Genomic DNA, 12,995 nt, shown 5'->3' with positions numbered 1-12,995 from the left:
GCACCATGCGGTGCAAAATGTTATCCGGTATTAGCCCCGGTTTCCCGGAGTTATCCCAGTCTTATAGGCAGGTTACCCACGTGTTACTCACCCGTCCGCCGCTAACTTCTTAAGAGCAAGCTCTTAATTAGTTCGCTCGACTTGCATGTATTAGGCACGCCGCCAGCGTTCATCCTGAGCCAGGATCAAACTCTCCAATAAAGTGTTTGTCTAGCATCATAAATAAAAATTGACGTTTCACGTTGTTTGTTTCGTTCAGTTTTCAAAGAACTTGTCCGTCGCTCATTTGCGACTTTCTCATGTTAACATCTTTGTTTTTCGATGTCAACATTGTTTTTTACTTCTTTTTTCATTTCGCTTTCTGCTTTCGTGCAGCAGCGACGTTTATTAATATATCATCTGCTTTTTATAAAAACAAGCATTTTTTAAAAAAATATGAAGTTTTTTATGCTATCCATTCAATTCTTTTATAAACCTTTAGCTAACCATACAAGAAATACCTTACTTAAGAATTTTTTTAGAAAATTTTTACATGTTCTTAACCGTAATTCCCTGGCATTTGTTATATAGTAAAACAGTAAACCATCAAAACACTATTATGGAGGAATTCATTTATGGAAAGATTGACGAAGTTTTCATTGAAAAATAGGGCCGCCATTATCATCATGGTTTTTCTCATCTCTGTATTAGGTATTTATTCCGGCTCTAAATTACCGATGGAATTTTTACCAAGCCTGGATCAACCAACTATAACAATTACCACTTTATCTGAGGGGCTAGATGCTGAAGCAATGACGAAAGAAGTGACAGACCCTCTCGAAAAGCAATTCCGAAACCTTGCACATGTCGATACCATTACATCGTCAACAAGTGAAGGCTTATCAAAAATTGAAATTATGTATAAAGCAAAGACGAATATGAAAGATGCAGCGCGTGAAGTCGAAAAACTCACAAACGGAATCACACTTCCAAAAGACGTCATGAAACCTGTTATCAGCCAACTAAATACTTCTATGATCCCACTCGCACAAATTACAGTCCAAAAGAAAAATGGCTTCACAAAAGCTGACGAGAAACAAATTGAAAAAGAAATCGTCCCACAACTTGAAAGTATCGATGGCGTTTCTAATGTTATGTTTTATGGGAAATCAACATCTGAGTTATCTATTGTATTAGATCCCGCTAAAATGAAAGATAAAAACATCGCAACATCACAAATCGTATCCGCCCTGCAAGGAAAAGAAGCTTCTATACCAGCTGGGCAAATATCTATAAATAATGAAAATTACCTACTTCGCGTAATTGGAGAAATAAAAAGCGTTGATGATATACAGAATGTTACACTAACACCTGAACTAAAGTTACGCGACATCGCAAAAGTTGAATTAAAACAACATCATGATGCTATTTCTCACATTAACGGCGATGACGGCGCTGTACTAGTCGTTGCGAAAGAACCGAGCAAAAATGCCGTTACAATCGGAAAAGAAATCGAGAAAAAGGTTGATGATATAAATAAGAAATATAAAGAAACTTTCACTATAAAAACACTTATGTCTACACACGAACAAGTCCAAAATGCTGTTACAAGTATGGGGAAAGAAGTTGTGCTTGGCGCGATTGCCGCTACATTCATCATTTTAATTTTCTTGCGTAACATTCGTACTACTCTAATTTCGATTGTTAGTATCCCATTATCCATACTTCTTACACTCTTTTTACTTAATCAGTCTAATATCACTTTAAACATTTTAACTTTAGGTGGATTGGCAGTTGCTGTCGGACGTCTCGTCGATGATAGCATCGTTGTAATTGAAAACATCTTCCGTCGTTTACAAAAAGATTCTTTCTCGAAAGACTTAATTATTGACGCTACGAAAGAAGTAGCAATCGCAATTACGTCTTCTACCTTAACAACCGTCGCCGTATTTTTACCAATCGGTCTTGTATCAGGCGGAATCGGTGAATTTATGTTGCCTATGGTATTAGCAGTTGTTTATTCAATTCTTTCATCTCTATTAGTGGCTTTGACAGTTGTGCCACTCATGGCTTTTCTACTTTTAAGGAAAACAACACATACAGAGCAAAAAGAAACGAAACGTTATACAGCCATTTTAAAATGGTCGTTATCACATAAATTTATCATTTTATTTACCGCTTTTTTATTATTTGTCGGTTCAATTGCAGCTTACATTCTACTCCCAAAAGCGAACATTAAATCTGATGATAACACCATGCTTTCTATTAATATGACATTCCCTGCTAATTACGATTTAGAGAAAGGGAAGCAGCAGGCTTTTGAATTTGAGAAAAAATTACTTGCAGATCCAAATGTAAAAAACGTTATATTACAAATGGGTTCCGCTGCAGAAGATGCACAATGGGGACAAACGAGAAAAAACAATCTTGCAAGTATATTTATAGATTTTAAAAAGGGCATTGACCTTGAACCGTACATTAATAAACTAAAAAAAGAACAGAATCAATTTCAACCAGCGACATTTGATTATATAAAAGTAAGCTTTTCAAGTTTCGGCGGTGGAAACGCATTACAATTTAATATCACTGCAAACAATAATAAAGATTTAAAACAAGCTTCTGACCTTGTTACTACAAAATTAAAAAGCTTAAATAGTCTTTCAAAAGTAAAAACCAATACAGAGGAAGAGAAAAACGAATGGGTTGTTAACGTCGATCAAACAAAAGCAGAAAAGGCAGGCTTAAATTCCGAAGTCATCGGACAACAAGTTGCATTTTTAATGAAAAAATCACCAATTGGCCAAATCACACTAGACAACGAAAAGACAACTCTTATGTTAGAACACAAAAAAACAGAGACACCTAATAAAGATACGATTTTAAACTCAAACATCCTATCACCAATTACTGGCTTAATCGCATTAAAAGATGTTGCAACGATTTCTGAAAAACAAATACAAACTGAAATATTCCACAAAGATGGAAAAGAAACAATTCAAGTTACAGCAGAAGCAAAAGATGAAGATTTAAGCAAAGTAAGCGCAGAAGTAAATACAGCTATTGCAGATTTAAAATTGCCTGATGGGGCAAAAGTTAACATTGCCGGAGCAACAGAATCGATGCAAGAAAATTTCACTGATTTATTTAAGGTTATGGGAATCGCAATCGGTGTCGTTTACTTAATTATGGTTATTACTTTCGGGCAAGCACGCGCACCATTTGCAATTTTGTTCTCTCTGCCATTAGCAGCTGTTGGCGGAATTTTAGGTTTAATAATTTCACAAACACCTGTCGATTTAAACTCTCTGATCGGAGCTTTAATGCTAATCGGAATTGTTGTAACGAATGCCATTGTCTTAATAGAACGTGTACAACAAAATCGCGAAAAAGGAATGGCAACAAGAGAAGCACTATTAGAAGCTGGTTCTGTACGATTGCGCCCAATTATTATGACAGCTATTACAACCATCTTCGCAATGCTTCCTCTATTATTCGGTGATGCACAGGCCGGAAGTATGGTATCAAAAAGCTTAGCTGTTGTAGTCATTGGCGGTTTACTAGTTTCTACATTACTAACACTAGTTGTCGTACCCGTTATGTACGAATTGCTAGATAAAATCGGTAGTAAAAAGCATCGCAAAAACCGACACGAACCTTATACAGATGTTCCTAAATCTTAACGTTACAACAGCCGTATTCAGACTTCTGAATACGGCTGTTGTTTTTTCTCTCAAAATTGTGTAGAACTCGCTCACTCCTTTGGCAAGAGGCAGAAAAAAGGACCTGACCGCTTCTACGCACGGCCAGACCCTCTCACCCATCTAAAAGAAAGTTCTTTTATCTCTGCTTTTCAACTTGTATTTATATAGAAGCAATTAATTGTTATAAAAAATAATATGAGGGAATGCTGTATAGAACAATCTAACAGCATTCCCTTATATACAAATCGTAGCTATACAAAACAAAAAGTAATCCCCACTCGCTTTCTCCCTTTGGTTTAAACCTTGCACATGGCAGAAAAAGGACCTGACCGCTTCTATGCACGGCCAGATCCTCTCGCCCACCTAAAAAAAGGAGTTTTTTATTCACTTTGTTTATAAAAGCTATGCTGCTTTTACCTTACTACTTTTACGTGACTTTTTCGTACCAGTAAAACGCTTATGAAGTACAGACGCAGTAAAACGAGCAATAATATTAAATAGTAATACCATAATAATTAATACTGCTGCTGACTTTGTTGCAATTAGTTTTGCATCAGGGATAATTCCCTCAGAATTCAACTTCCAAATATGCACCGCTAATGTTTCTGCTGGTCGAAATGGATTTAATGGATGTGAAGGGCTTGAAAAATCCGCTGCTGAGTTTAAAATTGGTGACGTTAATCCAGCTGTATAAATGAGTGCCGCTGCTTCACCAAAAATACGTCCAGCTGCTAGAATTACACCTGTAATAATTTGCGGCAATGCAGATGGAAGCATACTTCTTACAATTGTTTGCCACTTCGTTGCACCTAACCCAAGACTTGCTTCTTTCACATTCGTTGGAATTTCTGTCATTGCATTTTCACAAACGCGCGTTAAACCTGGTAAATTTAAAATTGTTAAGGCTAAAGCTCCGCCCATGACAGTATATCCCCAACCCGCTGTTGTAACGAACACAAGCAATCCAAATAGACCAACTACAATAGAAGGTAAGGACGCCATTGTTTCAATGCATAAGCGAACAAAATTTAAAAAACGACCTTGTTTTGCATATTCCGCCAAGTAAATCCCTGCACCGAGACCTAAAGGAATTGAGATAATCAATGTAATAACAAGCATGTAAAAAGAGTTAAATAATTGAGGTCCAATTCCCCCTCCTGCTCTTGTATTACTCGGTTCTCCAAATAAAAAACTCGGATCCCAAAATCCCCAACCTTTTTGTAAAATTTCATATACAAGAAAAACAAGTAAAGTGACTATAAAGAAGGCAACTGCATATAAAATACCTGTCCATATCTTATTAACTGTTCTAGCATTCATCGTTATCTTTCACCTCTTTGGCCAATCGCTCGAATTATTACAATAAATAAGAACGAAATCAAAAGTAGTATCATCGCTAACGTCCATAGCGCATTATTCCAGGCTGTTCCATTTAACGTATTTGTCATATCCATTGTCAAAATACCCGTTAAAGTTGAAGTTGGACTATATATTCCTTCTGGTAATTTTATTGTATTTCCTATTACCATTTGCACCGCTAGCGCTTCCCCGAAAGCTCGAGCTACTCCAAGAACAACCCCTGTTAAAATACCTTTTTTTGCAGCCGGAACAATAACACGACTAATTGCTTGCCATTTCGTCGATCCTAAACCATAAGAGGCTTCTAAATAATCAAAAGGAACCGAACGAATTGCATCAGAAGCAATACTTGCAATCGTTGGCAAAATCATAATACTTAATACAATAACACCGGCAATTAAACTAAATCCTACACCACCAAATGAATCTCGTAAAATCGGAATTAAAATCGTAACACCTAGTAAACCATATACAACAGATGGAATCCCTACCAACAATTCTAAAACTGGTTTTAACACCCTGTTTCCAAACTTCGGAGAAATTAAATTCATAAACACTGCGAGTGCAATTGCAATGGGTGCACTAATAATTACTGCCCCAAGAGACACTAAAGTAGATCCAACGATGAAAATAACAGCTCCAAAGCTTCCATTCCCTTCATTCGGAGCCCATTTTGTTGATGTAAACACTTCTGAAATCGAAATATTACTTTGTGTAAATGATTGAATTCCTTTTGCACAAATGAATGCGATAATAGCTAATGTAATAGCAACAATTAATAAACCACAAATCGTTACAAGTGTTCTTCCAATATATTCACTTTTTACGTAGTTAATTTGTTTTTTCCCCTTCATCACAAGACCACAACCTCACTTCATATATTGAAATGAACAGGACTGGCTAAACAGCCAGCCCCGCTTTATATTATTTTATTGCTTTAATTTAGACATTGGGATGTAACCCATCTCTTCTACTTTCTTTTCAAAGTCTTTACCTTTTACATAATCAATGTAGCCTTTTGTTGCATCTTTTGCTTCGCCTTTTGTAATCATGTATTCATAAGACCAGAACGGATATTTACCAGCAGAAATATTTTCAGTTTTTGGTTCTACACCATCAATTTTTAATGTTTTTAATGAGCCTTTTTTGTCACCAGTCATGTAGGACATAGCTAAGTAGCTAACAGATCCTGGTGTAGAGTTAATCGCTTGCTCAACTGCACCATTTGAATCTTGTGTTGTACCTGTAGAATCGTTAATTTTTACGTCTTTCATAACTGTTTTTTCAAATGTAGCACGTGTACCAGAAGCTGCTGGACGATTAACGATATTGATTTTTTCATCTTTTCCGCCAACATCTTTCCAGTTTGTAACTTTACCAGAGAAAATATCTTGTACTTGTTTTAATGTTAAGTTATCAACTTTTACATCTTTATTTACCACTAATGCAAATGCGATACCTGCAACTTTGTTATCCACTAATTCTTTCGCTTTATCTGCTTCTTTTATTTTATCCGCAGCAGGAACATCAGAATTACCAACTTGTACAGCACCAGAAGCTACTTGGTTAATTCCAGTACCACTACCGCCGCCTTGAACTGTAATTGATACTTTTGAATTTTTGTCCATAAATTCTTTAGCTGCCTCATCAGCCAGTGGTTGAAGCGCTGTAGAACCAGCCGCTGTAATTGTACCCGATAATTCTTGCTTCGTTTCATTAGTACCTTTAGCAGTTTCCTTTGCGCCTTCTGATTTCCCACACCCTACTAAAGCACCAGCAACTACTAATGCTGCTAAAGAAAATTTCAAACCTTTTTTCATACCCATGTTTTGTACCCCCATTTTATTATCACTTTGCATTCCCACGTTTTTATGTGTATAACTCTTAATACAAATTCATTGTAGAACAATAATATTATGCCAGTGTTAAGCGTTTTTAAATTTTAAGTAAAGACAGTAAATTCTTAGAAAAGGCTGTATATATTCACTGTTTCTCTACAAAGGAAGTAAAAAATCTCAAGAAACCGCACACATTGTAAATTTAATTTTAATAATGTAAATTGAATGTAAATTTCGATATATAATTTTACGTTTATCCTGTTAAAACAACTAAAAACTCAGCGCACAACGGATTAACATTTACATATAAATCGCTGCCATGCAGAAAACAACATGACCTCTACTCGCTCTTTCCTTTTAGTTTCGTTTTAAACTTTACATATGGATGCTCTCGTCCCTCCCTAAAATTTTTATATCGTTTTTTACTTGGGGTGAAACTTCCATAAGGAGAGGCTTTACGGCCAGTTAATGCGGGATAAATTGGAACAATTAAATAAATAATTGAATATTTCTAAATTAACAATTGACAACATCATTCACTATCATCTAGTATGATAGTAACAAAAAGTTTCCTTAGGGAAACTTTTTAAACTCGCACTAAAAAAATAGAGGTGAGGTAACTCTTATGACATCGGTTAAAACTCAACCACTTTCTACTTTTAAAACAGGTCAGCTCGTACAAATTGAAAAAATCAACTTAGAAGGAACGATGAAACGTCGCCTGCTAGATTTAGGATTCATTCCAGGTGCAACAATTAAAGTGTTACAAAAGAGCCCGCTTGGTGATCCCATTGCATATCAAGTAAGCAATACAACAATCGCGCTTCGAAGTGAAGAGAGTTCTCTCATATTAGGAAGCTTGACAGGAGATGATTCACAATGAAGAAACATCGCATTGCATTAGCTGGGAATCCAAACACAGGAAAAAGTACACTATTTAATACGTTAACCGGATTAAAACAGCATACTGGAAACTGGACAGGAAAAACGGTATTAAAAGCTGAAGGTGAATACGAGCATCACGGAAACCTCTATACTGTAATCGATTTGCCAGGAACATATTCCTTATACTCAAATTCTGCTGATGAAGAAGTAGCACGTGACTATATTATTTTTGAAAAACCAGACGTAACAGTTGTTGTTGTTGATGCCACTGCAATGGAAAGAAATTTGAATTTAGCCTTGCAAGTAATGGAAATGACAAAAGAAGTAATTATATGTGTGAATTTAATTGATGAGGCTGAAAAAAAGGGCATTCTAATCGATGAGAAAAAATTAGCGAAATCGCTTGGAGTTCCCGTTGTAAAAATTTCTGCCCGCAATAAATTCGGAATTGATCAGTTGCTAAACAAAATCGAAAAAGTAGCGAATAGAAAATTAATTCCTACACCTTTCCAAATTACTTATAACGAGAAAATAGAAAAGATGATTCAGGAGCTCGAGCCGCAAATATATAAAATGTTCGGAGACACTTATCCTACTCGCTGGATCGCACTTCGCATGTTAGATGGGGACAAAAATTTCTTAGAATCTCTTCAAAAGCATCATGAAGAACCACTTGTAAGGGAGGTCGTAATGAATGGAATCTCATTCAACCAGTAAAGCTCTTCCATTAGACTATATCGTTCAGCATGCGCGAACGCTTGTAAAAGAGGATATTCGTGATGAAATTGTCGGTGATATTTACCGTGCCTCAGCTACTATTTGTAAAGATTCAGTTCAATATACAGATAAAAATAAATTATATCGTTCAGAGAAGCTTGATAAAATCTTCACTTCTCCTATATTCGGCTTCCCTATTATGCTTGCCATTTTATCTATTGTTTTCTATCTTACAATTGCAGGGGCTAACATCCCTTCTGATATGATTGCTGAATTTTTCGGATGGGCAGAGGGGCATTTAACAACGTGGTTCCAAGCAATAAATGCTCCAAAGTGGCTACATGGCATTCTCATTCTCGGTTTATTCCGCGGAATAGGGGCTGTTATTAGTGTTATGTTGCCGCCAATGGCTATTTTCTTCCCAATGTTTGCTTTATTAGAAAACTATGGGTACTTGCCACGTGTTGCTTTTAACATGGATCGCCTCTTTAAACGCGCTGGAGCACATGGAAAACAATCATTAACGATGGCGATGGGGTTTGGATGTAATGCAGCTGCCATTATGTCAACGCGTATTATCGAATCACCACGTGAACGTATGCTAGCAATCTTAACAAATAACTTTGTTCCTTGTAATGGAAGATGGCCAACACTTATTCTATTAGCATCTTTATTTATGGCTGCTGGATATACAGGGGGAATGCAAACATTTGTAACATCTGGGGTTGTAGTCGGTATGGTTGTAATTGGTATTATCATGACTTTAACTGTATCATGGGTACTCTCAAAAACAGCTTTAAAAGGTGTCCCAACCCACTACACGCTAGAATTACCACCTTATCGAAAGCCTAAAATTTTGGATACGATCGTACGTGCAACACTTGATAAATCAGTATACGTTCTAAAGCGTGCCATTATCGTCGCAGCACCTGCAGCGGCATTAACGTGGATATTAGCAAATGTATTTATTGGAGACACAAGTCTTCTTATGTATGTCGTGAATTTTTTAGATCCGTTTGCAAAATTACTCGGGCTTGACGGATATATTTTAGCAGCCTTTATTCTCGGCTTACCAGCAAACGAAATTGTTGTTCCAATTTTATTAATGGCTTATTTATCAACAGGTTCATTAACTGAGTTAGATGATTTAACACAAATTAAACAGTTGTTTCTCGATCACGGCTGGACTTGGCTAACTGCATTAAATATGATGCTGTTTTCTCTTCTTCATTTCCCGTGTGGAACAACGTTAGTGAATATATATAAAGAAACAAAAAGTGCAAAATGGACTTTTCTTTCCTTCGCAATTCCAACTGTAATTGCCATTGTTGTTACATTCCTGTCCGCGCAATTAGTAAACTGGTTAGGACTCGTATAGTACCGATTGAAAATCCCGTCCATATATATAGAACAAAAAGAAGATAACCAACAGAGAAATAAATGGTTATCTTCTTTTTTATATTGAAACGGACTTTTTCAGTTCCTTCCATTACTTGCAAGATATTTAAAAAAGTTATCTTTTACCAACAGGATAACTTGAGCGAAACATAATGTTATTCTAGGCCTTTCATGAAATCCAAAACTGACGAAACAAATATGCTTACGCCAATTGGCAAAGCATCCTCATCAATTGTAAATCGCGGATGATGATGGGGATATATAATCCCTTTCTCTTCATTTCCAGCCCCTATAAAGAAAAATGTACCTGGAGCTTTTTGTAAAAATGCTGAAAAATCTTCGCCAGCCATTGTTGGTTGTAAACGAATAACACATTCTTTTCCTAAAAGTTGCAATGCCGTACTTTCTACATGTCTTGTTACAGCTTCTTCATTTACAACTGGGCGATATCCATATTCGTATGTAAATGTATAAGATGCACCGTATGCCTCCGTAATACTTTTTACAATTTTCTCAATGCGCTCTGCTGTTTGTTTTCGAAGCTCATTTCGTAAACTTCTCACCGTCCCACCAATTGTCGCACTATCAGGAATTACATTATGAGCTGTCCCTGCATGGAACTGCGTTACCGATAACACCAATGAATCTAACGGATTCGTGAGCCTTGAGACAATTTGTTGTAATTGCGAAACAACTTGTGTACCAATTGCAATACTATCAATGGTTTCATGCGGAATACCAGCATGTCCACCTTTCCCAATAATCGTAATCGAAAATGCATCTGGAGCAGCCATTGCCGGACCATATATAACGCCGACTTTCCCAACTTCAAGCGGTGACCAAAGATGTGCGCCAATAATACAATCAACGCCTTCCATAACACCCGCATCAACCATTTCCTGTGCACCGCCTGGAAAGTTTTCCTCAGCGTGTTGAAATAAAAAGCGAATTTCCCCTTCAATTTGATCATATTTTTCCGAAAGTGTATATGCCGTTCCCAGTAACATCGCCATATGTCCATCATGTCCGCATGCATGCATAACTCCTTTATTACGGGAAACAAACTCAAACTTGTTTTCCTCTTCAATAGGTAGTGCATCCATATCGGCACGAAGCGCAATTGTTCGTCCAGGTCGCTTCCCAATTAATCGTGCCATTACACTATAACGCGCCGGACGTGAAACTTCTAAATGAGGAAATGTTTGCAGTATATCATAAACCATTTGAGATGTTTTTTCTTCAGAATAAGAAATCTCTGGGTACATATGAAAGTGTCTTCTCCATTGAATAAGCTGTTCTTTTGAAATAGATGTCTTTTGGATCAAGTCCATATACAATCATCCTTTCTTCATTGCATTAACTGTTATTATAACTTGTACACCTGAAAACAAAAACTATTCTGATAATTAAAGTTATTATATGTTCATTTTAAGGCTATCATGTCTAGCTCTGCCTCTTAGACATGATAGCCTGTTCTTTATGATGCTCTTGTCTCCACTTAAAATGAAAAGTTTTTTAACTTGTATATAATCTCTAACTCTTGATCAATAGCGATATACTCAAATATTCGCCTTATCTATAAGCTGTAAAAAGAAATAAGCGGGTGCGACACAAAGCCCTAATACACTACTCGTTCCCATAATAAGAGAAAATAAGATACAAGAATATTTTACTGCATTTGTTTTTTTCCACCCATAACTCCAAATTTCAATGCTTAAGCCAATTAGTATAATTGCAACAAGCACTTCCCCAAGTAACAAAAGAGCTAAAGTTGAGATTGACATGTATTGACACTTCCTTGTTTATATAATAGTAATATTTTACCATACAAAGAGGTGAATCTTAAGGAATATTATGGATTTCTGTAACTACTTAGTCACTCTATGAAAAATAAGCAGAAAAGCACTTTTTTAATGTTCCAGGAGGGACTAGCTATGTATACTGCTACGTGCAAAGATTTAAAACAAAGAAAGGCAGCAAGCTATATGCTGAAAAATGAAAATAACTTTCTATAGGTAAGCATATTTTCACTGAAATAATACCTCTTACCAAACTTCTAAATGAAATGTATCGCTGAGTAGTTACGAATTTCTTATACAATGAAGGCTCATTTTAACATACGTTTCTTTGTGTATTTACCAGAACAATTTGCTTATAAAAAAACCTGCTAAGACAATGTCCCAACAGGTTTTTAAATATATTACATAGAGAAGAAAATCCAAACTGTACCAACAACCGTTACTGCCGCAATGAAAAAGTGGAATACGATTGTCATTGTTTGTATTAGTCCCTCTCCTTCCGTCATGTGCATAAACATAACTAATTGCAATGCTGCTTGTGCCACTGCCATTACAAGAATGCTTGTTAAGATTGTTGAAAGTGGCAAGCTTGTCTCTAACGTTACGTATAAAGCAAGGAACGTTAATGCAAGCGATAAAATAAATCCAAAAACGTGTGACCATGGAAATCCGCTATGAGCATTTGTATTGTTTTGTCCCATTATTACGCCACCATCCCGTTCAAGTAAACTAGTGTGTAAATGAAGATCCAAACAACATCAAGGAAATGCCAGTATAAGCTGATAATAAATACTTTACGAGCTGTAACTGGTGTCAGTCCTCGTTTTAAAATTTGGATAATAACACAAGTTGCCCAAATGATACCACCTGTTACGTGGGCACCGTGCGTTCCAAGAAGAACGAAGAATCCAGATAAGAATCCGCTTGTTTGTAGTGTAGCACCTTGGCCCACATACATCATAAACTCTTCAATCTCCATGTAAAGGAAGCCAGCACCTAATAGTAACGTAATGATAAACCATAGAAGCATACCATTTTTGTTTTCTTTACGCATTTCATGAATTGCAATCCCGCATGTAAAACTACTTGTTAAAAGTAAAAGTGTTTCAATCATAACAGGTTTTATTTCGAAAATCTGTGCTGGTGTTGGACCGTCCGCCGTACGACCAGCTAATACTAGGTAAGAGGCGAAAAGCGTTGCAAACAGCACGATTTCAGCCCCAAGGAAAACCCAAAACCCTAAAATATTCAATCTGCTTTGTTCGGATTGATATTCTAGAGGTAAGCTTTTATCTAAAGCCGCCATTTCGTTTCACCTC

The 12,995-nt window shown here is 36.4% G+C and carries 11 protein-coding genes and 1 rRNA gene; 4 read left to right on the top strand and 8 right to left on the bottom strand.

Going from position 1 to position 12,995, the window contains the following annotated elements; translation table 11 throughout:
• Window positions 1-201 (bottom strand): 16S ribosomal RNA (locus BM211_RS21965); the annotation flags it as partial.
• Between the two features lie 413 nt (window positions 202-614).
• Between BM211_RS21965 and BM211_RS21960 the strand changes: the two genes are divergently transcribed.
• Window positions 615-3,659: an efflux RND transporter permease subunit gene (locus BM211_RS21960; RefSeq protein ID WP_035433439.1), complete on the top strand. Its 3,045-nt coding sequence runs from the start codon at window positions 615-617 to the stop codon at window positions 3,657-3,659.
• A gap of 423 nt (window positions 3,660-4,082) precedes the next feature.
• On the opposite strand, the gene pstA is transcribed toward BM211_RS21960, so the two are convergent.
• The 3 genes from pstA to BM211_RS21945 all read right to left on the bottom strand — a co-directional run bounded on the left by pstA (window position 4,083) and on the right by BM211_RS21945 (window position 6,865).
• A complete protein-coding gene (gene pstA / locus BM211_RS21955) occupies window positions 4,083-5,000 on the bottom strand; it encodes a phosphate ABC transporter permease PstA (protein WP_090999574.1) in 918 nt (305 codons plus the stop codon).
• Between the two features lie 2 nt (window positions 5,001-5,002).
• Entirely contained in the window at window positions 5,003-5,893 is an 891-nt protein-coding gene (pstC, locus tag BM211_RS21950) for a phosphate ABC transporter permease subunit PstC (protein WP_141771688.1), read from the bottom strand.
• A 75-nt stretch (window positions 5,894-5,968) separates the two neighbouring features.
• Window positions 5,969-6,865, bottom strand: a complete 897-nt coding sequence (locus BM211_RS21945; RefSeq protein WP_090999569.1) for a phosphate ABC transporter substrate-binding protein PstS family protein — start codon at window positions 6,863-6,865, stop codon at window positions 5,969-5,971.
• A gap of 637 nt (window positions 6,866-7,502) precedes the next feature.
• On the opposite strand from BM211_RS21945, the gene BM211_RS21940 reads away from it, so the two are divergent.
• The 3 genes from BM211_RS21940 to BM211_RS21930 are packed head-to-tail and all read left to right on the top strand — an operon-like array spanning window position 7,503 to window position 9,857.
• Window positions 7,503-7,760: a FeoA family protein gene (locus BM211_RS21940; protein ID WP_035433435.1), complete on the top strand. Its 258-nt coding sequence runs from the start codon at window positions 7,503-7,505 to the stop codon at window positions 7,758-7,760.
• Window positions 7,757-8,479, top strand: a complete 723-nt coding sequence (locus BM211_RS21935; RefSeq protein ID WP_035433434.1) for a FeoB small GTPase domain-containing protein — start codon at window positions 7,757-7,759, stop codon at window positions 8,477-8,479. The genes BM211_RS21940 and BM211_RS21935 overlap by 4 nt, the downstream gene beginning before the upstream one ends.
• Window positions 8,457-9,857 carry a nucleoside recognition domain-containing protein gene (locus BM211_RS21930; protein WP_035433433.1) on the top strand — a complete coding sequence of 467 codons (1,401 nt, stop codon included), beginning with the start codon at window positions 8,457-8,459 and terminating at the stop codon, window positions 9,855-9,857. Before BM211_RS21935 ends, BM211_RS21930 begins: the two co-directional genes overlap by 23 nt.
• A gap of 175 nt (window positions 9,858-10,032) precedes the next feature.
• Here BM211_RS21930 and BM211_RS21925 read toward each other — a convergent pair whose 3' ends face one another.
• From BM211_RS21925 to qoxC, 4 genes are all read right to left on the bottom strand, one after another.
• Complete coding sequence (locus tag BM211_RS21925) at window positions 10,033-11,208, bottom strand: M20 family metallopeptidase (protein ID WP_035433432.1); 1,176 nt, start codon at window positions 11,206-11,208, stop codon at window positions 10,033-10,035.
• Window positions 11,209-11,436: 228 nt separating this feature from the next.
• Entirely contained in the window at window positions 11,437-11,661 is a 225-nt protein-coding gene (locus BM211_RS21920; RefSeq protein ID WP_035433431.1) for a DUF4022 family protein, read from the bottom strand.
• 416 nt (window positions 11,662-12,077) lie between these two features.
• On the bottom strand, window positions 12,078-12,377 hold the full coding sequence (qoxD, locus tag BM211_RS21915) for a cytochrome aa3 quinol oxidase subunit IV (protein ID WP_035433429.1): 300 nt from the start codon (window positions 12,375-12,377) through the stop codon (window positions 12,078-12,080).
• A 2-nt stretch (window positions 12,378-12,379) separates the two neighbouring features.
• Window positions 12,380-12,982: a cytochrome aa3 quinol oxidase subunit III gene (qoxC, locus tag BM211_RS21910; protein WP_035433428.1), complete on the bottom strand. Its 603-nt coding sequence runs from the start codon at window positions 12,980-12,982 to the stop codon at window positions 12,380-12,382.
• Window positions 12,983-12,995: the final 13 nt, after the last annotated feature.

Source organism: Bacillus sp. 491mf, assembly GCF_900112415.1.
Classification (GTDB): Bacteria; Bacillota; Bacilli; order Bacillales; family Bacillaceae_G; genus Bacillus_A.
Note: the sequence above shows the minus strand (reverse complement) of the source record. Positions and strands in the feature narration are given on the sequence as shown.

Coding starts and splice junctions, on each gene's coding strand:
- BM211_RS21960 (WP_035433439.1), top strand. CDS start 615: ATGGAAAGATTGACGAAGTTTTCATTGAAAAATAGGGCCGCCATTATC.
- pstA (WP_090999574.1), bottom strand. CDS start 5,000: ATGAATGCTAGAACAGTTAATAAGATATGGACAGGTATTTTATATGCA.
- pstC (WP_141771688.1), bottom strand. CDS start 5,893: ATGAAGGGGAAAAAACAAATTAACTACGTAAAAAGTGAATATATTGGA.
- BM211_RS21945 (WP_090999569.1), bottom strand. CDS start 6,865: ATGGGTATGAAAAAAGGTTTGAAATTTTCTTTAGCAGCATTAGTAGTT.
- BM211_RS21940 (WP_035433435.1), top strand. CDS start 7,503: ATGACATCGGTTAAAACTCAACCACTTTCTACTTTTAAAACAGGTCAG.
- BM211_RS21935 (WP_035433434.1), top strand. CDS start 7,757: ATGAAGAAACATCGCATTGCATTAGCTGGGAATCCAAACACAGGAAAA.
- BM211_RS21930 (WP_035433433.1), top strand. CDS start 8,457: ATGGAATCTCATTCAACCAGTAAAGCTCTTCCATTAGACTATATCGTT.
- BM211_RS21925 (WP_035433432.1), bottom strand. CDS start 11,208: ATGGACTTGATCCAAAAGACATCTATTTCAAAAGAACAGCTTATTCAA.
- BM211_RS21920 (WP_035433431.1), bottom strand. CDS start 11,661: ATGTCAATCTCAACTTTAGCTCTTTTGTTACTTGGGGAAGTGCTTGTT.
- qoxD (WP_035433429.1), bottom strand. CDS start 12,377: ATGGGACAAAACAATACAAATGCTCATAGCGGATTTCCATGGTCACAC.
- qoxC (WP_035433428.1), bottom strand. CDS start 12,982: ATGGCGGCTTTAGATAAAAGCTTACCTCTAGAATATCAATCCGAACAA.